The sequence below is a fragment of the Kribbella sandramycini genome (assembly GCF_013131805.1).
Classification (GTDB): domain Bacteria; phylum Actinomycetota; class Actinomycetes; order Propionibacteriales; family Kribbellaceae; genus Kribbella; species Kribbella sandramycini.
In genome coordinates, this window is sequence record NZ_JABJRC010000010.1 from 266,691 (window position 1) to 288,443 (window position 21,753).

Annotated in this window: 20 protein-coding genes; 9 read left to right on the forward strand and 11 right to left on the reverse strand. The window is 69.3% G+C overall.

Annotation, left to right across the window (positions count from 1 at the left end; all coding sequences use genetic code 11):
• The first annotated feature begins 4 nt into the window (after window positions 1-4).
• From HPO96_RS33235 to HPO96_RS33245, 3 genes are read left to right on the forward strand one after another with little or no spacing between them, the layout of a single operon-like run.
• The gene (locus HPO96_RS33235; RefSeq protein ID WP_171678357.1) at window positions 5-796 is read left to right on the forward strand and encodes a methyltransferase; all 792 of its coding nucleotides are present in this window, start codon (window positions 5-7) and stop codon (window positions 794-796) included.
• Window positions 793-936, forward strand: a complete 144-nt coding sequence (locus tag HPO96_RS33240) for a hypothetical protein (protein ID WP_171678358.1) — start codon at window positions 793-795, stop codon at window positions 934-936. The genes HPO96_RS33235 and HPO96_RS33240 overlap by 4 nt, the downstream gene beginning before the upstream one ends.
• A 31-nt stretch (window positions 937-967) precedes the next feature.
• The gene (locus tag HPO96_RS33245; RefSeq protein ID WP_171678359.1) at window positions 968-2,452 is read left to right on the forward strand and encodes a CYTH and CHAD domain-containing protein; all 1,485 of its coding nucleotides are present in this window, start codon (window positions 968-970) and stop codon (window positions 2,450-2,452) included.
• 112 nt (window positions 2,453-2,564) lie between these two features.
• On the opposite strand, the gene HPO96_RS33250 is transcribed toward HPO96_RS33245, so the two are convergent.
• The 10 genes from HPO96_RS33250 to HPO96_RS33295 form a co-directional block, all read right to left on the reverse strand.
• Complete coding sequence (locus HPO96_RS33250) at window positions 2,565-4,211, reverse strand: solute symporter family protein (protein ID WP_171678360.1); 1,647 nt, start codon at window positions 4,209-4,211, stop codon at window positions 2,565-2,567.
• Window positions 4,208-4,549, reverse strand: coding sequence for a DUF485 domain-containing protein (locus tag HPO96_RS33255; RefSeq protein WP_171678361.1), 342 nt, complete (start codon window positions 4,547-4,549; stop codon window positions 4,208-4,210). The genes HPO96_RS33250 and HPO96_RS33255 overlap by 4 nt, the downstream gene beginning before the upstream one ends.
• Window positions 4,550-4,768: 219 nt before the next feature.
• A complete protein-coding gene (locus tag HPO96_RS33260; RefSeq protein ID WP_238355760.1) occupies window positions 4,769-6,346 on the reverse strand; it encodes a sodium/solute symporter in 1,578 nt (525 codons plus the stop codon).
• Window positions 6,347-6,358: 12 nt separating this feature from the next.
• Window positions 6,359-6,754, reverse strand: coding sequence for a hypothetical protein (locus HPO96_RS33265; RefSeq protein ID WP_171678363.1), 396 nt, complete (start codon window positions 6,752-6,754; stop codon window positions 6,359-6,361).
• Window positions 6,754-7,500 carry a LytR/AlgR family response regulator transcription factor gene (locus HPO96_RS33270; RefSeq protein WP_171678364.1) on the reverse strand — a complete coding sequence of 249 codons (747 nt, stop codon included), beginning with the start codon at window positions 7,498-7,500 and terminating at the stop codon, window positions 6,754-6,756. Before HPO96_RS33270 ends, HPO96_RS33265 begins: the two co-directional genes overlap by 1 nt.
• Before the next feature lie 10 nt (window positions 7,501-7,510).
• The gene (locus tag HPO96_RS33275) at window positions 7,511-8,641 is read right to left on the reverse strand and encodes a histidine kinase (RefSeq protein WP_171678365.1); all 1,131 of its coding nucleotides are present in this window, start codon (window positions 8,639-8,641) and stop codon (window positions 7,511-7,513) included.
• Between the two features lie 17 nt (window positions 8,642-8,658).
• Window positions 8,659-9,381, reverse strand: a complete 723-nt coding sequence (locus HPO96_RS33280) for a metallophosphoesterase family protein (protein WP_171678366.1) — start codon at window positions 9,379-9,381, stop codon at window positions 8,659-8,661.
• A gap of 59 nt (window positions 9,382-9,440) precedes the next feature.
• Window positions 9,441-10,592, reverse strand: a complete 1,152-nt coding sequence (locus HPO96_RS33285; protein ID WP_171678367.1) for a hypothetical protein — start codon at window positions 10,590-10,592, stop codon at window positions 9,441-9,443.
• A 32-nt stretch (window positions 10,593-10,624) separates the two neighbouring features.
• Entirely contained in the window at window positions 10,625-11,659 is a 1,035-nt protein-coding gene (locus HPO96_RS33290) for a hypothetical protein (RefSeq protein ID WP_171678368.1), read from the reverse strand.
• Window positions 11,656-12,753 (reverse strand): hypothetical protein, encoded by a 1,098-nt coding sequence (locus HPO96_RS33295; RefSeq protein ID WP_171678369.1) that lies wholly within the window; start codon window positions 12,751-12,753, stop codon window positions 11,656-11,658. The genes HPO96_RS33290 and HPO96_RS33295 overlap by 4 nt, the downstream gene beginning before the upstream one ends.
• Before the next feature lie 93 nt (window positions 12,754-12,846).
• Between HPO96_RS33295 and HPO96_RS33300 the strand changes: the two genes are divergently transcribed.
• The gene (locus HPO96_RS33300; protein ID WP_171678370.1) at window positions 12,847-14,268 is read left to right on the forward strand and encodes a serine/threonine-protein kinase; all 1,422 of its coding nucleotides are present in this window, start codon (window positions 12,847-12,849) and stop codon (window positions 14,266-14,268) included.
• Here HPO96_RS33300 and HPO96_RS33305 read toward each other — a convergent pair.
• Window positions 14,265-15,203, reverse strand: a complete 939-nt coding sequence (locus HPO96_RS33305; RefSeq protein ID WP_171678371.1) for a hypothetical protein — start codon at window positions 15,201-15,203, stop codon at window positions 14,265-14,267. The two genes, HPO96_RS33300 and HPO96_RS33305, sit on opposite strands and share 4 nt — an antisense overlap.
• Before the next feature lie 94 nt (window positions 15,204-15,297).
• On the opposite strand from HPO96_RS33305, the gene HPO96_RS33310 reads away from it, so the two are divergent.
• From HPO96_RS33310 to HPO96_RS33330, 5 genes are read left to right on the forward strand one after another with little or no spacing between them, the layout of a single operon-like run.
• A complete protein-coding gene (locus tag HPO96_RS33310; RefSeq protein WP_171678372.1) occupies window positions 15,298-17,148 on the forward strand; it encodes a hypothetical protein in 1,851 nt (616 codons plus the stop codon).
• 5 nt (window positions 17,149-17,153) lie between these two features.
• Window positions 17,154-18,488, forward strand: coding sequence for a dipeptidase (locus HPO96_RS33315; RefSeq protein WP_171678373.1), 1,335 nt, complete (start codon window positions 17,154-17,156; stop codon window positions 18,486-18,488).
• Window positions 18,489-18,546: 58 nt separating this feature from the next.
• On the forward strand, window positions 18,547-19,671 hold the full coding sequence (locus HPO96_RS33320; protein WP_171678374.1) for an NAD(P) transhydrogenase subunit alpha: 1,125 nt from the start codon (window positions 18,547-18,549) through the stop codon (window positions 19,669-19,671).
• On the forward strand, window positions 19,668-19,973 hold the full coding sequence (locus HPO96_RS33325) for a proton-translocating transhydrogenase family protein (protein WP_171678375.1): 306 nt from the start codon (window positions 19,668-19,670) through the stop codon (window positions 19,971-19,973). Before HPO96_RS33320 ends, HPO96_RS33325 begins: the two co-directional genes overlap by 4 nt.
• Entirely contained in the window at window positions 19,970-21,340 is a 1,371-nt protein-coding gene (locus HPO96_RS33330; protein WP_171678376.1) for an NAD(P)(+) transhydrogenase (Re/Si-specific) subunit beta, read from the forward strand. Before HPO96_RS33325 ends, HPO96_RS33330 begins: the two co-directional genes overlap by 4 nt.
• Window positions 21,341-21,753: the final 413 nt, after the last annotated feature.

Sequence of the window (21,753 nt, forward strand, 5' to 3'; positions counted from 1 at the left end):
ATCTATGCGAACCGACTACGTGCACGGCTACACCGCCGCCGAAACCCGCCGCCTCGCCGACCAGGCCGGCACCCTCGCCAGCCTCCTCCACGACGGCCTCCACTTCCCACCCGGCGCCCGCGTACTCGAAGCCGGCTGCGGAGTCGGCGCCCAAACCGTCCAGCTCCTCATCCGCCACCCCCACATCCAGCTGGTCGCCATCGATCAGTCCGAGGCCTCACTCACCGAAGCAAAAGCCCGCGTCGCCGCCGCCGGACTCGACACCCAAGTGGAGTGGCGGTGTGGGGATTTGCGGGAGTTGGAGGGGGAGACGTTCGACCACGTGTTCGTGTGTTTTGTGCTTGAGCACTTGGCTGATCCGGTGGGGGTTTTGCGGGGGCTTCGGCGGTTGGCGCCGGCGATCACGGTGATTGAAGGGGACCACGGGTCGGCGTTCTTTCATCCGTGGAGTGCGGCGGCGCAGGGGGTGATCGATTGTTTGGTGGGGTTGCAGGCGGAGGTGGGTGGGGACGCGTTGGTCGGGCGGCGGCTGCAGCCGTTGCTTCGGGAGGCCGGCTTCACGCAGGTGCGGGTCGAGCCGCGGGTGGTTTATGCGGACGAGACGGTGCCGGGGCTCGTCGAGGGTTTCACGCGGAAGACGTTCGTGGCGATGGTCGAGTCGGTGCGAGAGCGGGCGGTGGCGGCAGGGATGTTGTCGGCGGCGGAGTGGGCGCACGGGGTGCGTGAGTTGGAGCGGGCGGCCGAGCCGGGTGGGACTTTCCACTACACGTTCTTCCGAGCGGAGGCGCGGAGATGATCGGCTTGCTCGCGGTGGTCGGGTTGACGGCTTGGGGCTTGTGCCGCAACCACAGACGCCAGGTGCGGACGACGTCCGCGAACGGCGTCCCGGATCGGGATCTGGAACGGCTGCTCGCCGACCTGCGGGCGATCAGCTGACCGGTTCATGAACTGCTGGTAAACAAGAGGCATGCCGACCGAACAGCTGGAGATCGAGACCAAGTACGACGTCGCCGAGGCCACGCACCTCCCGGCGCTGCACGAGCTGCCCGGGGTGGCGAGTGTGGAGCAACCGGTCGAGCTCGATCTCGAGGCTGTGTACTACGACACCGAAGCCCTCGATCTGGCCGCGCACAAGGTGACGCTGCGCCGGCGGACCGGTGGTGAGGACGACGGCTGGCACGTGAAGTTCCCGAAGTCGTCGGGCGCTCGGCTCGAAGTCCAGCACCCGCTCGGCCGGTCGACGCGGACTGTGCCGATCGCCGTCGTCCGCACGGTCCGGGTGCATGTCCGCGACAACCCGCTCGTCCCGGTGGTCACGTTGGAGACCAGGCGCGTCGTCCACCGGCTGCTCGACGCGGACGGCGCCGTCGTCGCCGAGCTGGCCGACGACCATGTCACCGCGACGACTCCGGGCGGCGAGCCGGACAGCTGGCGCGAGTGGGAGGTCGAGCTGGTCGGCGGCTCGGAGGAGCTGCTCGTCGCCGCGGACGGCGTCCTGCAGGCCGCTGGAGCGACGCCCGCATCCGGTCCGAGCAAACTCGCGCGCGCCCTCGGCGACCGCGTCCCGAAACTCGAGGAGTGGGTGCTGCCGGCGAAGCCGAAGACCTCCGACCTGTTCCGCGCGTACGCCGCCGAGCAGGTGCAGGCGATCCGCCAGCGTGACCCAGAGGTACGCCGAGACGCGCCCGAGGGGATCCACAAGTTCCGGGTCGCGACGCGGCGGCTCCGGTCGGCGCTGGCGACGTACCGGCCGGTCGTCGACCGTGAAGCCGGGGATGCGCTGCGGGCCGAGCTGAAGTGGCTGGCCGGTGAGCTGGGCGTCGCTCGGGACGCCGAAGTCCAGCGGGCCCATTTCGCGGCCGAGGTGGCCGAGCAGCCGGCCGAGCTGGTCTTGGGTCGGGTCGCCGGCCGGATCGACGACCACCTGCGCGGCGTTTACAAGGAGGGCCGAGCGGGCGCGCTCGCCGCGCTGGAGAGTGAGCGCTACTTCCGCCTGCTCGACGCGCTCGACAACCTGCTCGCCGACCCGCCGCTGACCGGCGACGACAAGAAGGCCGCCAAGCAGGCGCCCGACCTGCTGCACCACGACTGGAAGCGGATGCGCAAGGCCGTCCGCCGGGCCGAGACAGCTGAGACCCCCGAAGAGCGCGACCACGAGCTGCACGAGGTGCGCAAGTCCGCCAAACGACTCCGGTACGCCGGTGAGTCCGCCGTACCGGTCCTGGCTGACGAGGCGACGGCGTTGGCCACGCGGGCCGAAGAGGTGCAGGAGGTCCTCGGCGACTTCCAGGACTCGGTGGTCTCCCGCGAGCTGCTGCGGGAGCTCGGCGTACAGGTGCACCTGGACGGCGGTAACGCGTTCACCTTCGGTCGCCTGCACGCCCTGCAGGAGGCGCGCGGCGAGGCCTCGATCGCCGCCTTCTTCGCGCTCTGGCCGCAGCTGAAGTTCTGAACACAACAGTAGGACCCGGCTTCAGGGAGCACCGGGTCCTACTGGGGGCGGTGGTTGGGGCTGCCAGGCAGGTCCGCCAGATTTCGCAGGGCCTGCCTGACAGGTCTAGGGGTTAGTGCTCGATCGCCTTCTCCGCGCCCGCGCCGGTCAGCGAGCGGACCTCCATCTCGGCGAACTTGTCGACGTCGACCTGCTCCTTGCTGGTGATCGTGCCGATCCAGCCGAGCAGGAAGGCCAGCGGGATCGAGACGATGCCCGGGTTGTCGAGCGGGAACCAGGAGAAGTCGATCCCGGTGTCGGTGATCATCGACAGGCTCTTGCCGGTCTTCGCGTCGACCTTGCCGGAGACGACCGGGCTGAACGCGATCAGGATGATCGACGCGGCCAGACCGCCGTAGATACTCCACAGGGCGCCGCGGGTGTTGAAGCGCCGCCAGAACAGCGAGTAGAGGATCGTCGGTAGGTTCGCGCTCGCCGCGACCGCGAAGGCCAGGGCGACCAGGAAGGCGACGTTCTGGCCGTTGGCGAAGATCCCGCCGACGATCGCGACCGCGCCGATCACCAGCGCGGTGATCCGGGCGACCTTGACCTCGCCGTCGCCGCTGATCTGGCCCTTCTTGATCACCTGGCCGTAGATGTCGTGGGCGAACGACGTACTCGCGGTGATCGTCAGACCGGCCACCACCGCGAGGATCGTGGCGAAGGCGACGGCCGAGATGACGCCGAGCAGCAGCTCACCGCCGAGCTCGAAGGCCAGCAGCGGCGCGGCCGAGTTGGCCTTGCCCGGAGCGGCGCGGATCGCGTCCGGGCCGACGATCGCGGCGGCGCCGTACCCGAGGACGAGCGTGAACAGGTAGAAGATGCCGATGATCCAGATCGCCCAGGTGACGCTACGGCGGGCTTCCTTGCTGTTCGGCACCGTGTAGAAGCGCATCAGCACGTGCGGCAGACCCGCGGTGCCGAGCACCAGGGCGAGCGCCAGTGAGATGAAGTCCAGCTTGCTGATCCCCGTTGCGCCGTACTGGAGACCCGGGTTCAGCAGGCGCTCGCCGGCTGCCGGGTTCTTGTCGACGGCCGCACCGAGCAAGCCGGACAGGTTGAAGCTGTACTTGGCGAGCACCCAGATCGTCATCAGACCGGCGCCGAACACCAGCAGGGCGGCCTTGATGATCTGCACCCAGGTGGTGCCCTTCATGCCGCCGACCAGGACGTACGTGATCATGATGATGCCGACGATCGCGATCACCAGGCTCTGGCCGGCGCGCTCGTCGATACCGAGCAACAGCGCGACCAGACCGCCGGCGCCGGCCATCTGGGCCAGCAGGTAGAAGAAGCAGACGACCAGCGTCGAGAGCGCGGCGGCCATCCGGACCGGGCGCTGCTTGAGCCGGAACGACAGCACGTCGGCCATCGTGAACCGGCCGGTGTTGCGGAGCAGTTCGGCGACCAGCAGCAGGGCGACCAGCCAGGCCACCAGGAAGCCGATCGAGTACAGGAAGCCGTCGTACCCGTTCAGCGCGATCGCGCCGGCGATCCCGAGGAACGAGGCGGCGGACAGGTAGTCGCCGGCGATCGCGACGCCGTTCTGCGGGCCGGTGAAGGAGCGGCCGCCGGCATAGAAGTCGGCCGCGGTCTTGTTGTTCCGCGAGGCCTTGATGACGATCGCGAGGGTGGCGATCACGAACAGCGCGAAGATCGCGATATTCACCACCGGGTTACCGATATCGGTTGCCATTGGCAACATCAAGGGGGCGGTCATCGGGGCTCTCCCTCGATCTGGTGGCGCAGCTTCTCGGCGTCCGGGTCGACCTTCTTGTCGGCCCAGCGCACGTAGATCATCGTGATCGCGAACGTCGACACGAACTGGCCGAGCCCGAACAGCAGGCCCACGGTGATGTTCCCGCCGACCTTCGTCGACATGAAGCCGTGCGCGTAGTCGGCGAGCAGGACGTAGACGAAGTACCAGACCAGGAACAGTCCGGTCATCGGGAACACGAAGCGGCGGAACCGGCGGCGTAGCTCGGAGAAGTCCGGCGAGAGCTGGACATCGCGGTACGTCGTCAGATCCGGGTCGCCCGCGGAGCGGGTTTCAGACATTCGCGGGACCTCCAGACAGGGGTGAGGCCGGGCGGAAGCCGGCGACGAGTGCTGCCCGTACTGTGGTTCAGGTCACGCCCGCAGGCCCAGCACCGGAGCGCATCGAGCGCTCAGCGGCCACGACCGGGCGACCAAGTGGTCTGCCGGTTGCGGCGAACGGTCGGTTCGAGGCGATGAGCGGACCGTCCCCACTCACCAACACTGCGGAGTAGCTTCCGCTCAGGCGCGGCGGGGCGGCGTGGAGTCGCTCGGGGGGAGGTTGGTGAATGCCTGGGGTCCGCGATCCACTTCCACCGCCTCCGGCGTGTGCAGCCGCACCATGCTGCGGGCGGTGCCGGCGGGGATCTTGTCGGGGGTCAGCTTCGAGACGACGATCACGGTCAGGAAGGCGAGCGGCATCGTCCAGGCGGCGGGCTGACCGACCAGGGCGCGCGGCCAGCCGGCCGTGGGTGCGCCGACGACGTTCACCAGGGCGGCCGCGCTGGCGGCGATACCGCCGACGATCAGGCCGGCTGCGGCGCCGGTCGTCGACATCCGCCGCCACCAGATGCCGAGGACGAGCAGCGGGCAGAACGTCGAGGCGGCCACGGCGAAGGCCAGGCCGACCGTGTCGGCGAGGCTGAGCGCGCCGGTGACCCGGAAGGCCAGGTACGGCACGGTCATCGCGAGCAGGGCCGCGATCCGGAAGCTGTTCACCGCGAGGTAGTCGCCGCCGGTCAGCCGGTGCAGCCGGGACCGCAGCAGGTCCTGGTCGATCACACCGGCGATCGCGACCGTCAGCCCGGACGAAGTGGACAGGAACGCCGCGAACGCCCCGGCCGCGACCAGAGCGCCGAGCAGGTCACCCGCCGTCCCGGGGAAGATCCGGCTGGGCAGCTCGAGGACGACGGTATCGGCGCCGCCGGCAACCAAATCCGGCGCGAACGAGCGGCCGAGGATCGCGTACATCGGCGGGAACAGGTAGAACATCCCGAGCAGGGCCAGTACGACAACCGTCGTCCGCCGGGCCGCGCGCCCGTCCGGGTTGGTGTAGAAGCGGACCAGAACGTGCGGCAGGCCCATCGTGCCGAAGCACAGCGCCAGCAGCAGAGAGTACGTCGCGTAGAGCGGGTGGTCCCGCCCGCCGGCTGTGGACAGCGGCTCGGCCCACTCGGCGGCCGCGCCCTGCAGGGACTGCAGCAACCCGATCGAATGGTCACCTGAGCGCCAGGCGATCAGGATGATGAAGATCGGCGCTGCCAGCGCGGTGAGTTTCAGCCAGTACTGGAAGGCCTGGACGAACGTGATCGAGCGCATGCCGCCCGCGGCGACGTTGATGACCACGATGACGGCGACGACCGCGGCACCGACGTCCGGCGGGGCTCCGGTGACGGTGTGGACGGTCAGACCGGCGCCGTGCAGCTGGGGGAGCAGGTAGAGGGTGCCGATACCGACCACCAGGCCGGAGCAGATCCGGCGGACCACTGCGGACTCGAAGCGGGTCTCGGCGAAGTCCGGCAGGGTGTACGCGCCGGACCGGCGGAGCGGAGCCGCGACCAGGACCAGCAGCATCAGATAGCCGACGGTGTAGCCGATCGAGAACCACAGCATGTCGGCGCCGTTCACCAGCACCAGCCCGGCAACGCCGAGGAACGAGGCCGCCGACAGGTACTCGCCGCTGATCGCGGAGGCGTTCCAGCGTGGGCTGACCGCGCGGCTGGCGACGTAGAAGTCACTTGTGGTGCGTGAGATGCGCAGCCCGAACAGACCGATCCCGATCGTTGCCACGATCACCAGACCGATGCCGGTGAGGCTCATTGCCGATGACATCTATTGCCGCCCGACGAACTCGGTGAACTCGGTCTCGATCCGTTCGGCCTTGCGGACGTAGATCCGGGCGGCGACGTACACCACCGGGTAGATGGCGATGCCGAGCAGCACCCAGGGGAGTGGCAGACCGAGGACAGCGACCGTACGGGTGGGTGGGATCAGCCAGAACAGCAGCGGGAGGCTGCCGAGGACCAGCACGGTCACGCCGATCACCGCCAGCGTGAGGCGCAGCTGGGACTGGATCAGCGAGTTCATGTAGACCTCGCCGAGCCGCGTCTGCTCGTCGATCTCGCGAGTCCCGGTCGGGACGGTCGGTCGCCGGGCCGCGCTCGTCCGCGGGCTGGTGATCCGGACGCGGCGCGGCCGCAGCTCACCGGGGCCCTGGGACGTGCTCATCAGGGGCGCAGCGACGTCGATCGGACCAGCAGGTCGCGCAGCTCGCGGGTGTGCCGTCGGCTGACCGGGAGCCAGTCGTCGCCGACGCGGACGGCGCAGCGGCCGCTGTCGACCCGCATCTCGTCCACATGCGCGAGGGCGACGAGCGTACTGCGGTGGATCCGGGTGAAGCCCGCGTCGCGCCAACGCTCTTCCAGCGTGCTGAGCGGGATGCGGACCAGGTGTGAGTTCTGGCCGGTGTGCAGCCGGGCGTAGTCGCCCTGGGCCTCGACGTACCGGACGGTGGAGCGCTGGACGAAGCGCGTCACCCCGGCCAGCTCGACGGGGATGACCTCGTCACTGGGCTCCTCGGCCTGCTGTGGGCCGGCCGGCGTACCTGCGTTCACCACGCGGCGGACCGCCTCGGCCAGCCGCTCGGCGCGCACTGGCTTCATCACGTAGTCGGCGGCCTCCAGGTCGAAGGCCTGGACGGCGTGCTCGTCGTACGCGGTCACGAAGACGATCTGCGGGCGGCTGGCGAAGTTGGACAGCACCCGCGCCAGGTCGAGCCCGTCCAGACCGGGCATCTTGATATCGCAGAAGAACACGTCGACGTCGGCCGCCTGCAGGATCTTCAGCGCCTCCGGCCCGTTGGCGGCGGTCCGGATCTCGCCGATCCGGTCGTCCCGGCGGAGCAGGTACACCAGCTCGTTGAGCGCGGGCTCCTCGTCGTCCGCGACCAGCGCGCGCAGTGGTAGCTCTGCCATGGAGCGAACACTACGGTGAGGCATGCACTCCTGAGGAGTATTTGGGGATCCGGAAGGTCACCTTCGTGCCCGCGTCGACCTGGGTCTCGACGACCAGCCCGTAGGCGTCGCCGTACACCTGGCGCAGCCGGGCGTCGACGTTGCCGAGGCCGATCGAGTCGCTGGCCGACTCCCCGGACAGGACCGCCCGGATGACCTCGGGGTCGCTGCCGGCGCCGTCGTCCTCGACGCTGATCTCCGCCTCGTTGATCTGGTCCCGCGCGCGGATGGTGATCCGGCCGACGCCGGTGGTGCCCTCCAGGCCGTGCCGGACGGCGTTCTCCACCAGCGGCTGGACGACGAGGAACGGTACGACGACCGGGAGCACCTCGGGGGCGATCTGCAGCGACACCGTCAGCCGGTCGCCGAAGCGCGCCTGCTCCAGGACCAGATAGCGCTCAACGTTGCGCAGCTCATCAGCCAGCGTGGTGAACTCACCGCCACGCCGCAGTGCGTAGCGGGAGAAGTCTGCAAACTCCAGCAGCAGCTCGCGGGCCCGCTCGGGGTCAGTGCGGACGAACGACGCTATGGCGGCCAGAGCGTTGTAAATGAAGTGCGGACTGATCTGGGCGCGCAGCGCGCGCAGCTCGGCCTCCATAGCCCGCGTGCGCTCTTTGTTCAGCTCTGCGAGCTCCACCTGGCCGGAAACCCACCTGGCGACCTCCTCGGTCGCTCTGACCAGTGCTGCGGACGAACGCTCGCTGTACGCGACCAGCACCGCGACGACGCGCTCCTCGATCACGATCGGTGCAACAGCCGCCGTACGGACTGGGCACTGCGGATCGCCGCAGGCGACGTCGTGGACGCCGAGAACCGCCGTCCGGCCGGTGCGGAGGGTGGGGGCGGCCAAGGAGCGGGCATCCCGCCGGTGGTTGCTTTCGTACGCGCCGCCGACGCCGTCCCATGCCAGTACGCCGGACGAGTCGCAGATCGCGAGCGCCGCCGTACCGAGTAGATCTCTGAGGTGCCTGCTCGCCTTGCCGGCCGCTGCGGGGGTCAGGCCCTCGCGCAAGTGCGGAGAGGCCAACGAGGCGGTATGCAGAGTCGCATACGTCGCCTTGTCGGCCGGAGTGCCGAAATGCTTCCGCTGCCGCGCGAACACCCCTTGACGGTAGCTGCTCAGCCCTCCGACCGCGCTCTGAACGCCTCCAGCGCCTCCGTGTCGGAGTAGTTCGCCAGCAGGTACGCCGACACCCACTCATGCCGCCCTGGGTACGCCGACTCCCGCACGACCCGCTCCGCGGCCGCCTCTCGGTCCATGGTCGCCCGGCGCAGTTGGACGCCGTCCGGCGTGATCAGCGCCCAGCTCGGACCCGGAGCGCCGTACGGCATCCCCACGCTGCCGGCGTTCACCACAGTGCGCCGATCGACCTGCCGGACGAACGGCATATGCGTATGCCCGCAGACGATGGTGTCGATGTGCTCAGGCACCGTGCTGAGCACCTCCCGCCACCGCCGTACCGAGCTGTCCACCAGCACCACCTCCTCGTCGTCCCGAGGAGTCGCGTGACAGACCAGCACGTCCCCGATGGTCACGCTGGTCGGCAGACTGCTCAAGAACTCGACCTCCTCCGCCGACAGCTGCCCAGCAGCCCAAGGACTCACCGCATCCGGCGCCTCACCCTCGAACTCGCCCCGAGCCATCGCCACGGCCTCCCGGTCCGCATTCCCCCGAACCCACACCACATCCATCCCCCGAAGCACCCGCAACACCTCCCGCGGCTGCGGCCCACTAACCACATCTCCCGCCACCACAACCACATCCGCACTGGCCTCCGCCAGCACGGCCTCCAACGCCGGCAACACCCCATGAACATCCGCCAACACAGCAATACGCCCCATCCGGCCAGTCTCCTCCCCGGACCGGCCGCACAGGGCGCCATTAGCTACGAGCAGACGCTTCAGGTGCCCAGCACGAGGTTGGTGTTGAGGCCGATGGGGGTGGCGCGTTCGCAGGCGCCGGTCGTGATGGCGCAGCGGACGATCGCCGTCTTGACCTTGTCGATCTCGCCGGGGGGAGTGGCGTAGGCGACGATCAGGATGTGCTGGTCGTCCTCGGCGACGAGGTTCTGGAAGCAGCCCTTCCACTCGTGCAGCAGCTTGCCGGAGCTCGCGTCCAGCGCCGCGGTCACGCCGGAGCAGTAGCCCTCGCTGTTGCCTTCGACGCCGTAGGCGGTGAGGCCGCTGGGGTTGAAGCCCTCCACGCGGTAATCACAGGTGCGGAACGCCTGGGTGCCGTCAGGCACGCTGACGACGTGCGTGCAGGTGCCGTCGTCGGTGATCGTGCCCATCGAGGCGGCAGTAGCGCCGCCGGCGGAGATGGCGGTCGGGGAGACGATGCGCTTCAGCAGCTCCGGCTTCGACTCGCCGGGAGTCCACGTGTAGAGCTTCCAGGGACCCAGTTCCTTGTCGCTGGCACGGTAGTAGACCTTGCCGTCGACGATGGACAGGACCTGGAGCTCCCAGGCGTCCGGCAGCTTCAGCGACTTCAGCGATTCACCGGTCTCGGCGTACACGGTCCCGCCCTTGACGGCCACACCGAGGCTGCTGATGTGTGCGGCTGCGTAGGCCGCCATCGTCTGGTCCGGCGTGGTGACCAGTGAGGTGACGTTGGGGGTCCGTCGAGGCTCCGCGTCGGAGGTGGTGAGTTTCAGCAACTCGCTGCCGTCACCGTCCGGCTCGTACATGACTACAGCCAGCGTGTCGTTGCCCAGCCTGCCGACCCTGAGCACGGAGCCCTTCCCCGGAACGACCTGCACACCTGCCGAGCCACCGCGAACCTCACGACCGACCAGGTGTGGAATCTGCGGGGCGCGCCCTTCGCTCAGCTTGTTGACGTCCACCGTGGTCTTCACCGGTCCCGTAGCGGCAGGAGGTGTATTGGGTGTGTCGGGGGCGTTCGGCTTGTTGGGGGCGCTGGTGAGGGGTGCGGCTTGGGCGCCGGCGTTGGTTGGCTGGGGGCCCTGGCGGTAGGCGAGGGCAGCGCCGAGCACTACGGCGGCCACTGCGACCGAGGCCACCAGGGCTACGAGGCGGCCGTTGTTGTTCCGCATCGCGGACTCCTTAGAGAGGGTCGTTCCCGCGCTCATGAGCCGAGGAGAAGTGGTTCTGGGGACAGGGGCGTCGCCAGCTCGCACTGGCGGGTGGTGATGGTGCAGCGGACGATCGCCCCCGGCGGATTCGGCTCGTCCTCGCTGCCGGGGCCGGTGTAGGCGACGAAGAGCAGGTGCTGGTCGTCTTCGGCGGTCATGGTCACGAAGCATCCGTCCCACTGGTTGAGCAGCGTGCCGGTATCCGCCGCGACGGCGGTCGCCCTACTCGAGCAGTTGCTCGCCGGCGTGCCCTCCAGACCGAACCTGACGTCACCGGCGGGCGTGAAACCCTTCACCTTGCCGTCGGTCGCGACGGTGACCGGGGAAGGCGCGGACCTGATCAGCTGGGACTTCGGCTCACCAGGAGTCCAGGCGTGCAGCCTCCAGGTGGAGCTCTCGGTGGTGTCGTCCGAAGTCCGGTAGTAGACCTTGCCGTCGGTGTACGCCAGGACTTCGACGTTCCAGCTGTCCGGCAGCTTCAGCGACAGGACGTGCTCGTCGGTCTCGGCGAAGAGCACGCCGCCCTTGGTGGGTTGGCCGTGGGCGCCGATGCGAGCAGCCGCGTAGGCCGCGGCGCCCTCGTCCGGGGTGGTGACCAGTGAGGTGACGCCGGGTGTCCGTCGGACGACCTTGCCGAACCGCAGCTTCTGCAGCTCCGAGGTGTAGACGTCCGGGTGGTCGGGCCGCATCACGACAGCCAGTGCTTCGTTGTGCAGACGGCCCACCGCGGTCACCGTTCCGGTGCCGTCCACCGTCGCAACGCTGCCGGCTCCAAGGCGGACACTGCGACCGACCAGATACGGAATCTGGGGTGTGCGACCGGTCGGGAGCTTGGTGACGTCCAACGTGGTGCTGGCCGGCTTCGGAGTCACAGAGCTGCTCAGCGGTGCGGCTTCGGCGCCTGCCGCTCCTGGGCTCTGGTTGTAAGCGAGGGCCGCACCGATCGCAACAGCGGCTACTGCGACCGCAGCGACCAGGGCTGCCGGCCGGCCGCGCTTTCCCTTGGCAACGGGTTCTTCTGCGCTCATGAGCTGAGGAGAAGTGGTTCTGGGGACAGGGGGGTGGCCAGCTCGCAGCGGCCGGTGGTGATGGTGCAGCGGACGACGGCGGAGCGGGACTGCGGACCGGCTTGGTCGTGCCATTCGATGAGGACGTGGTCGTCGTCCTCGGCTACGGCGTTTCGGAGGGAGGGGCCGAGCCAGGTGCGGCTGACGGTGCCGTCGTTGGCATCCAGGGTGCTGAGGGTGGTTTCGCCGTACGGTCCACCGGCGGTGGGCGGGTAGCCGATGACGAAGGCGTTGCCGGGGCTGAAGGTGTCCAGGCGGTACTGGCAGGTGCGCCACTTCTGGCGGCTGGTCTCGATATCGGTCACTACCGAGCAGAGGCCGCTGTCGGTCAAGACAGGCAGCCCGGCCGCCAGTGCGCCGTCGGAGGAGACTGCGACCGGCCGCAGGATCTTGGGCAGCTCGGTGGCCTGGCGGGCATCGACGTCCCAGCGGTGCAGCGTGGTCACCTCGCCGTCCTCGGGCCGGCTGGCGAGGAAGACCGAGCGGTTCAGAACGGCCAGGACCTCGATGTCGCGGGCGCGCGCGTGGGTCAGCGTCTGGAGCGTGCCGTCGCTGGTCCGGAAGTAGACCAGCCCGCCGTCGAAGCCGGTGTACCGCCCGCCGGTGGCGAACGCCGACGAGTTGCCGTCCGCGCTGCTGACCAGGGAGTCGACACCGGGCAGCCGCTTCGAGACGGTGCCGTTGTCCCCGACGATCACCAGGTTGCTGGTGGTCGCGTTGGGGACCTCCATCGCCAGCGTCGCCGACCACACCTTCGCGACCGCATCGACCGGAGTCGTGCCGGGGAGCCGGACGGCGCCGCCGACGCCGCCGAGCACGGCGCGACCGCGGAGGTAGGGGACCTGCGGCGGCCGACCGGTCGGCAGCTTGGTCGCGTCGATCAGGACCTTGGTGGCCACTGGGGACGCCGGGGGCGTCGTCACGGCCAGCGGGGCAGCGGCCGCGCCGGACCGGTTCTCGGGGCCGCGGGAGCCCGCGAGCAGGCCGCCGCCGACGACAGCAGCGACCGCCACCGCGGCCACCGCCGCGACCAGCGCCCGGTTCCTGATCGCCACCCGTCCCGTTTCCATCCCCGTTGTGACGCACGAACTGCCAGATAAGTTCGAACCGGCGAGTGAGTCGCAGGAACGATCGAGCATAATGCGTACATGGACCAGCCAGCGCGGATCGGCCGGTACGCCCTGGTCCGCCGGGTCGGCGCCGGGGGTTTCGCGACCGTTTGGCTGGCCAGGGACGAGCAGCTGGACGCCGAGGTCGCCGTCAAGATCCTGTCCGACCTGTGGGTCGACGACGCCGACGTCCGCCGCCGGTTCGTTGCCGAGGGCCGCTTCCTGCGCAAGGTCGACTCGCTGTACGTCGTCGGCGCGCACGACGTCGGCGAGACGGACGACGGCCGCCCGTACCTGGTCCTCACGTACGCCGACGGCGGCACGCTGGCCGACCGGATCAAGGCCGGCCCGCTGGCGATGGACGACGCGGTCCGCATCATCACCGAAGTCGGTAAGGGCCTTAAGCACCTGCACAGCCGCGGCGTCCTGCATCGGGACGTCAAACCGGCCAACGTGCTCTTCCGGACGGTCTCGGGCACCGAGCGGGCCATGCTCGGCGACCTCGGCCTGGGCAAAGCCGTCCAGGACGTGTCGCAGCTGACCATGCCCGGCGGCACTCCGGCGTACGTCGCCCCCGAACAGGTGCTCGGCGAGCGGCTGGACCACCGTGCCGACCTCTACTCCCTCGGTGCGGTCGCGTACGCCGCTTTCACCGGCCAGGCGCCGCATGGGGTGAACAGCCTGGGCGCGGTGATGCACATCGACAAGCCGCCGCCCTCGATGACCACTCTGCGCTCCGACGTCCCGGATGCGGTGGACGCCGTCGTCCGGCGGGCTCTCGAGCCAGACCGGGACAAGCGCTGGCAAGACCTGGACAGCTTCCTCAATGCGCTCCGAGAGGCGCATCTGACCGGTGAGATCCCTGCGGGCCTCGTACCGGCCGCAGATCTGACCCCCGCGACACCGAACCCTGGCGGCGTCGACCAGGCGACTGCGCTGTCGAGTGCGAACCAGCTGACGCAGCCGACGGCCAAGCGGGGGGCCCGTGGTCGGGTGATCGCGCTGGTGCTGGCGGTCCTGCTCGCCGCCGGTGGCGGCTACGGCGGCTACCAGTTCGTGCTGGCCCGGCCGATGCAGGTGTCGTACCAGCAGTTCTCTGTCGAGGTCCCCCGAGCGTGGTCGCAGCAGGCGGAGAACGCGGACGGTCCGCGGCTGCTGGTCAGCACGGACACAGCGAACTGGCAGACCTCACCGACGGCCGACGGCGTCTTCATCGAGCTCGTCAAGGAGAGCAAGCTGCCGACTGCGCCGAAACCGCCGCCTGGCTGTACCGGAGGTACGCCGGACGGCGGCAGCTCGAACGGCCAGCAGCTCGCGACTTTCCGCTACAGCTGCGCCGGGCACTCGGTCGACGAGCAGTACCGGCAGATCGACGGGTCCACGTTGCTGCACATCCAGGTGCGCGACGAGAACCCGACGACCCGCTCGAAGGTGATCAGCACCGTCAAGTACACGCCTTAGGGCACGAGGGCCGTCAGCGACGAGATCGACGCCTTGTGCAGCCGCGGGATCACGTTGAGCGTGTTCGGGTCCGGCGCGTAGAGGTGTGAGCCCGACTCGTAGACGAGGTACGCCGTCCCGTTGTACTCGGTGATGCCCTCCGTCATGCTCGGCGCCCGGAAGCAGCTGAGCTGTGCGGCGTCCAGGTCCTTCTGGCCGCGCTTCACGACGTACAGGTTGCTGCGGTTGGAACGCCCGTACGACGTGCTGTAGATGAAGTGGTTCGCGGTGACGGTCAGACCCTGCGTCTTGGTCGGCACCTCCCAGCCACCGGCGACTGTGGTCAGTGTGCCGTCGGTGGCGACCTTGTACTCGTACATGGTGCCCCGGCCGGTCTCGTTGAAGGAGCCGGCCCACAGCGAGTCGCCGTAGCTGCCGATGAAGGAGGCACCGGCGACATCGCGCGCTGTGCCGACCTGCGTCAGGTACGGCGTACCGGCGGCCTTCAGCGCGTCCCGGAGCGCAGTCAGGCTGTACTTGCGGATGCTGCTGCCGGCGCCGGATACGAATGCCCAGCCCTTGGTGACGGTGATGCCACCGACATGCGACTCGGCAACGGCCACTACGCCGACAGTGGTGCCGGTGGCCGGGTCGATGCCGTAGATCTGCGAGTCGGCGCCGTCACGGTAGGAGGTGACCAGCAGCAGGTTCTTGCCGGAGCCGTCCCAGTTGTACCAAGTGGCGGCGCCTTGCGGCGTGTGCGTGCTGAGGTTGGGGATGCTGACGCTGTTGCTGAACCGGGCGTCGTACTTCTTGGACGCCGACGGCCCGTCGTAGAACGTCGAGCCGCCGGTCGTGGCGGTGTCGCAGGTGATCGCGGCCTGCGCGGGCAGCGCCGCGGTCGCGGTCAGAGTGGTTGTGGTGAGGAGCAGTGCGGTGAACATCGGGCGGAGCATGCGGATCCTCTTCCGTGGGGCGGAAACTTACGGCGACTCACCTTATGCGGTCATCCACTCACCTTGAACCCGTCGCGTGTCTAGGGTTCGCTGCGTGCTGCTACGCGTTCTGACGATGACTCTGCTGGCCGGTGCGCTCGCCGTCCCCACCCAAGCCCAGGCAGCCGACCCGACGCCGTGCACCGGGGTCAAGGTCGGCCCGGCGCAGGAGGTGGTCTCCAACGCCACCCGCCGCGGGCTCGGTCTTGAGGGCTGGGCGGACACGGCGTACGGCGTCCTGTCCGCCGGCGGCGGTAAGTACGACTTCCTGGCGGTCGCTGCGCTCGTCCCCAAGGAGGGGAAGAACCAGAGCATCGCGGTCACCAAGGGCACGCTCGACAACCCGGTGTCGGACGGCGTCAGCCAGCTCGCACCTGTGGTCGGTCTGCCCGCCGGTTACGACTACGGCGGTGGCGGGCCGGTCTACCGGGATGCGGCGTCCGGAATCATCCTGCAGATGCTGCACCTGGAGCAGAGCACACCAGGCGGGTTCTACTCGACGCTGCACCTCGGCCGCTTCGACCCGGCGACCAAACGGACGACGTACCTCGGTCCGCTGGCCGCACCGCGCGCAACCAAGGACCAGGTCGCAGCTCTGCGTGCAGCGGCGGACATGGGCACACCGGCCTTCACTGCCCGAGACGGCTACCTCTACGTGCATTTCCCGGACTACTTCATCCCGGCCGGCGGCGGATACGGCAGTACGGCGTTGTCCGTCGCCCGGGCACCGCTGGCCGACGTACTGAGCGCTGCGGCCGACAAGCGGGTCGTGCCGTGGCACAAGTACCTCGACGGCCGGTGGGACTCGCCAGCTGTGGGAGGCGCGTCATCCGACGTCCGGCCGGGGGAGCGGGGCGCTTGGCACCCCAACGTCGTCCGGACCGCCGGCGGCGGCTCGCTGCTCGTTCAGGGCGTCTCTCCGAACGAGTTCGTCTTGTCCAACTCGTCCGACGGCATCCTGTCTTGGTCGGCTGCAGTGCCGTTGTTTCGCGACCCAGACAAGTTCAACGCCTACCCGACCGTGGTCGGGACCGGTGCGGACCCGGCGGTCGTGGGCAACGAGTTCTACGTCTACTACCTGCAGTGGAACACCATGAACCAGGACTGGACGACCGCACAGATGATGCGTCGGCTGGTCAGCTGCACCGGCGGAATCGAACAGGGCCTCACAGCGCTGGTCCGCTCCGACAACGGCAGTCGGCATCGAGTCACGACTGCACCGGTGACAGAGCGCGGTTTCTACCCAACTCGCACCTGGATGCTCGAGTCCGGCAGCAAACCCGGCACAGTGCCGGTCTACAGCTGCCGCAGCGGCGCACAGGACCAGTTCGTCTCCACCAACGCCGACTGTGAAGGCACGAGCTTCCTGCAGACACTCGGCTGGATCTACGCCGCACCGCCGTCCGCGCCCTCAGTCGCTCTCTACCGCTGTCATGTGCCTGGTCTCGACGACCACTACCTCTCGACCGACACCGGATGCGAGAACAGCAAGGCCATCAACGAGTCCCGGGTCGGCTACGCGCTCAGTACGACGCGAGTCGCGTTCTCCCGGTTCTTCAACGGCTCCGAACGCTGGGTGACCAGTGGAGCGGTCACTTCGGCCTATGCAGCGCAGAAACGCTGGTTCATCGAAGGAACCCAGCAGCCCGGCACCGCAGCGCTCTACGGCTGCTCCTACGGCATTCCGAACGGCACCAACCACTTCATCTCCGTCGATGCCGGATGTGAAGGCCAGACCCGGTTGCGGACCGAGGGCTGGATCCACGCCAGCCCCAGCGGCGCAGCGACGACTCCGCTGTACCGGTGCTACCTGCCGTCGACGTACGACCACTTCCTCGGCGGCGCCGACTGTGACGGAGTCGGCGGCGCTCGGCGTGAAGGGCTGATGGGATACGTCGTACCGTAGGCGGCATGACCGATCTGTCCGCGGCGATCGACCGCGTTCTGCCCAGTGTTCGTGCCGACCTCGAGGACCTCGTCCGGATTCCGTCGGTCAGCTCCGAGCCGGCCCGCGCGGCCGACGTCCAGCGGTCCGCCGAGGCGACCGCGGCGCTGTTCGAGGCCGAGGGGTTCGAGGTCAAGATCGTCCGCGCGGGCGCCGGCGCCCCGGCCGTGATCGCGAAAAAGGCTGCCCCGGCGGGTAAACCGACCGTCCTGCTGTACGCGCACCACGACGTCCAGCCGACCGGTCCGGTCGAGCAGTGGACGTCGGACCCGTTCGAGCCGACCGAGCGCGGTGACCGGCTGTACGGTCGCGGCTCGGCCGACGACAAGGCCGGCATCGCGGCGCACCTGGCCGCTGTCCGGGCCTTCGGCAACGACCTGCCGGTCGGCGTGACGGTGTTCGTCGAGGGCGAGGAGGAGATCGGCTCGCCGACCCTGCTGCAGCTCCTGGACGAGTACTCCGCCGAGCTGACCGCCGACGCGATCGTGATCGCCGACTCCGGCAACTGGGATGTCGGCCACCCCGCGCTGACCGTTTCGCTGCGCGGCCTGGTCGAGGCGTACGTCGAGGTCCGGACGCTCGACCACGCCGTCCACTCGGGCCTGTTCGGCGGCCCGATCCCGGATGCGCTGTCCGCGCTGTGCCGCCTGCTGGCGACGCTGCACGACGACAAGGGCGATGTCGCCGTCGACGGGCTGCACGCGTCCCGCGCGGCCGACGTCGTCTACCCGGAGGGGCGGCTGCGCGCCGAGTCCAGCGTCGTGGAGTCCGTCCGGCTGACCGGCTCGGGTTCGCTGGTCGACCGGCTGTGGACGCGCCCGGCGATCGCCGTCCTCGGGATCGACGCGCCGTCGGTCGCCGCGGCCAGCAACACGCTGGTGCCGGTCGCGAAGGCCAAGGTGAGCCTGCGGGTCGCGCCGGGCGACGACGCGGTGAAGGCGAGCGCGGCCCTCAAGGCCCACCTGGAGAACAACGCCCCCTGGGGCGCGCAGGTCACCGTGACCGAGGGCGAGGTCGGCCAGCCGTGCAGCATCAATGCCCGCGGCGCCGGCTACGAGGCCGCGCGCTCGGCTTTCCACACCGCCTGGGGCGTCGAGCCGATCGACATGGGGATGGGCGGCTCGATCCCGTTCATCGCCGAGTTCCAGCGCGTTTTCCCGGCGGCCGCCATCCTGGTCACCGGCGTCGAGGACCCGGACACCCGGGCCCACGGCATCGACGAAGGCCTGCATCTCGCCGAGTTCCGCAAGGTCTGCCTGGCTGAAGCGCAGCTGTTGCAGAACCTCGCAGACAACGCCTGAGACACAACCTGGCGGCCGGACTTTTCGGCGACACACGGTTTGGCATAGGTTTCGGCGAGTGAAGATCGCAGTGGTACGGGAGACCAGGCCCGCCGAGCGCCGGGTCGCGTTGGTGCCGGAACAAGTCGCGAAACTGATCGAGCTCGGGTACGAGGTCGCCGTCGAGCCGGCCGCCGGTGAGCGGGCGCTGTTCTCCGACGACCAGTACCGCGAGGCGGGCGCGGACGTCGCCTGGGGCGCCGACCATGCGGCGACCATCGTCGCGTCGGTCCAGCCGCTGGAGCGCGAGCGTCTGCAGCGGCTGCATGCCGGTACGGCGTTGCTGTCGTTCCTGCCGACCAACCCGCCGGATGTGGTCCGTACGGCGATGCGGGCCAAGCTGACCGCCTTCGCGATGGAGCTGATCCCGCGGATCTCCCGGGCCCAGTCGATGGACGCCCTGTCCTCGCAGGCCCTGGTCGCCGGCTACCGGGCCGCGATCGTCGCCGCCGAGCGGCTGCCGCGGTTCTTCCCGCTGAACATGACCGCCGCCGGCACGGTCCCGCCGGCGCAGGTCGTCGTCCTGGGCGCCGGCGTCGCCGGTCTGCAGGCCATCGCGACCGCCAAGCGGCTCGGCGCGGTCGTCAAGGCGTACGACGTCCGGACGGCGGCCGCCGAGGAGATCGCCTCGATGGGCGCCCAGCCGATCGAGCTCGAGCTCGGCACACTCGACGGCCCCGGCGGCTACGCCCGGGAGATGACCGCCGAACGCGCGCAGTTGCAGCGTGAGCTGCTGACGCCGTACATCGCGGCCGCCGACGCGCTGATCACGACCGCCGCCGTACCGGGCCGGACGGCGCCGATGCTGGTCTCACGCGCGATGGTCGAGCAGATGAAACCCGGCTCGGTCGTCGTCGACCTCGCCTCCGAGCAGGGCGGCAACGTCGAGGGCTCGGTGGCCGGAACCGAGCTGACCATCGGTAACGCGCTGGTCTGGGGCGGCGCGAACGTGCCCAGCCAGATGGCCGGGCCGGCCAGCCGCCTCTACGGGCAGAACATCGCGAACCTGATCCGCCTGATGACCCGCAACGCCGCCTTCGACCCGGACTTCGACGACGAGATCGTCCGCGGCTGCTGTGTCACCCACGACGGCGCTGTCCTGCACGAGCCCACCCGCGAACTCCTGAACGGACCTCAGTCGTGACCGAATCCATTGCGTTGCTGACGATTTTCGTCCTCGCGGCGTTCGTCGGGGTCGAGGTGATCAGCAAGGTCTCCTCGACCCTGCACACCCCGCTGATGTCCGGCGCGAACGCGATCCACGGCGTCATCCTGGTCGGCGCGATCATCGTCACCGGGCAGGCCGAGTCCACGCTGGTGGTGATCGTCGGGCTGCTGGCCGTCGTCCTGGCGACCGTGAACATGGTCGGCGGGTTCGTCGTCACCGACCGGATGCTCGAGATGTTCAAGGGCCCGGCGGCGCGTAAGAAGGAGCTGCACAAGTGATCCCCACCTGGGCCCAGATCGGGTACCTGATCGCCGCGGTCTGCTTCATCGTCGCGCTGAAGGCGTTGTCGTCGCCGAAGTCCGCCCGGACCGGCAACCTGCTCGGCGCCGCGGGCGCCGTCCTCGCCGTCATCATCACGTTCGTCGCCTACAAGCCGGACCATCTGGCCCCGATCCTGATCGCGCTCGCGATCGGCACCGTCGGCGGCGTGGTCGGCTCGCGCCGCGTGCAGATGACCCAGATGCCGCAGCTCGTCGCGCTGTTCAACGGCGTCGGCGGCGGCGCGGCCGCGCTGGTCGCGCTGATGGAGCTCGGCGAGCTGTCCACGGACGCCGTCGTCCCGGCGATCGCGTCCGCGTTCACGATCCTGGTCGGCGCGATCAGCTTCTCCGGCTCGATCGTCACGTTCGCCAAGCTCCAGGAGCTGATGACGACCCGGCCGGTGACCTTCCCCGGTCTGCCGGTGCTGTTCGTCGCCTCGATGCTCGGCGGTCTGGTGCTGGCCGGGTTCCTGGTCAACGAGCCGCGGGTGTGGGTCGGCGTCCTGCTCTGCCTGGTCGGCCTCGCGGTCGGTGTGATGCTGGTGCTGCCGGTGGGCGGCGCCGATGTGCCGATCGTCATCTCGCTGCTGAACGCGTTCACCGGTCTGACGGTGGCGGCCGGCGGTTACGTCCTGAACAACACGCTGTTGCTCGTCGCGGGCACGCTCGTCGGCGCGGCCGGCACGCTGCTGACCAAGATGATGGCCGACGCGATGGGCCGCTCGGTCTTCAACATCCTCTTCGGCGCGGTGAAGGGCGGCTCGACCCTCGGCGGCGGGACGGCGTCCGACCGGCCGGTCATCTCCGGCGGGGCCGAGGACGTCGCGATTCTGCTCGGCTACGCCAACAAGGTGATCATCGTCCCCGGCTACGGGCTCGCCGTCGCCCAGGCCCAGCACACGCTGCGCGACCTGGTCGAGGAGCTGCAGTCCCGCGGGGTCAAGGTCGACTACGCCATCCACCCGGTGGCCGGCCGGATGCCTGGGCACATGAACGTGCTGCTCGCCGAGGCCCAGGTGCCCTACGACCAGCTCCGCGAGATGGACGAGATCAACGGCGACTTCAAGACCACGGACGTCGTCCTGGTCGTCGGCGCCAACGACGTCGTCAACCCGGCCGCCCGGAACACGCCGTCCGCGCCGATCTACGGGATGCCGATCCTGAACGCCGACGAGGCGCAGCGCGTCATCTTCCTCAAACGCTCCATGCGCCCGGGTTTCGCGGGGATCGAGAACGAACTCCTCTACGACCCCCGAACCACCCTCCTGTTCGGCGATGCCCGCGACTCCCTGACCAAGCTGCTCGGCGCCCTGAAAACCCTCTGACGCACCCCGATTGGACCACGGCTGCCGCTTAGCGGCAGCCGTTCGTCCGTTGTGCACGAATTCGTGCACAAATTGGTCCAGACCGGCCGCCCGCACCCCACTGGCCGCCCCCGGCCAACGTCCCACCCCGGCCACCCACGACCATTGCCCCTCATTTCTCCAGGCTGTTTAACTTTCCCCACGCAGCAACTCCCCGCTGCCCCCGGCGTGCCATCTCCCGCCACCAGCCCACGCCCCGCCAGGAGCTTCGCCTTGCCCTGCCCACCCGCCACTTCCACCGCCATTCGTACCCCCCCGGTGGCGCGGATATCAGGGCCGAACGGCATCGCAGGTGCCTTGCCGCCCATCTCCCACCGGAATTCGCGCATTCCCGTCCACGTCTGAGATTCCGATACGAGATCACGGAGTTCGGT

Excerpts from the sequence above, each read along its gene's own strand:
- HPO96_RS33305 (WP_171678371.1), bottom strand. The coding sequence starts at position 15,203 with ATGCTCCGCCCGATGTTCACCGCACTGCTCCTCACCACAACCACTCTG.
- HPO96_RS33285 (WP_171678367.1), bottom strand. The coding sequence starts at position 10,592 with ATGCGGAACAACAACGGCCGCCTCGTAGCCCTGGTGGCCTCGGTCGCA.
- HPO96_RS33265 (WP_171678363.1), bottom strand. The coding sequence starts at position 6,754 with ATGAGCACGTCCCAGGGCCCCGGTGAGCTGCGGCCGCGCCGCGTCCGG.
- HPO96_RS33290 (WP_171678368.1), bottom strand. The coding sequence starts at position 11,659 with ATGAGCGCAGAAGAACCCGTTGCCAAGGGAAAGCGCGGCCGGCCGGCA.
- HPO96_RS33240 (WP_171678358.1), top strand. The coding sequence starts at position 793 with ATGATCGGCTTGCTCGCGGTGGTCGGGTTGACGGCTTGGGGCTTGTGC.
- HPO96_RS33255 (WP_171678361.1), bottom strand. The coding sequence starts at position 4,549 with ATGTCTGAAACCCGCTCCGCGGGCGACCCGGATCTGACGACGTACCGC.
- HPO96_RS33245 (WP_171678359.1), top strand. The coding sequence starts at position 968 with ATGCCGACCGAACAGCTGGAGATCGAGACCAAGTACGACGTCGCCGAG.
- HPO96_RS33235 (WP_171678357.1), top strand. The coding sequence starts at position 5 with ATGCGAACCGACTACGTGCACGGCTACACCGCCGCCGAAACCCGCCGC.
- HPO96_RS33315 (WP_171678373.1), top strand. The coding sequence starts at position 17,154 with ATGACCGATCTGTCCGCGGCGATCGACCGCGTTCTGCCCAGTGTTCGT.
- HPO96_RS33250 (WP_171678360.1), bottom strand. The coding sequence starts at position 4,211 with ATGACCGCCCCCTTGATGTTGCCAATGGCAACCGATATCGGTAACCCG.
- HPO96_RS33260 (WP_238355760.1), bottom strand. The coding sequence starts at position 6,346 with ATGAGCCTCACCGGCATCGGTCTGGTGATCGTGGCAACGATCGGGATC.
- HPO96_RS33270 (WP_171678364.1), bottom strand. The coding sequence starts at position 7,500 with ATGGCAGAGCTACCACTGCGCGCGCTGGTCGCGGACGACGAGGAGCCC.
- HPO96_RS33300 (WP_171678370.1), top strand. The coding sequence starts at position 12,847 with ATGGACCAGCCAGCGCGGATCGGCCGGTACGCCCTGGTCCGCCGGGTC.
- HPO96_RS33280 (WP_171678366.1), bottom strand. The coding sequence starts at position 9,381 with ATGGGGCGTATTGCTGTGTTGGCGGATGTTCATGGGGTGTTGCCGGCG.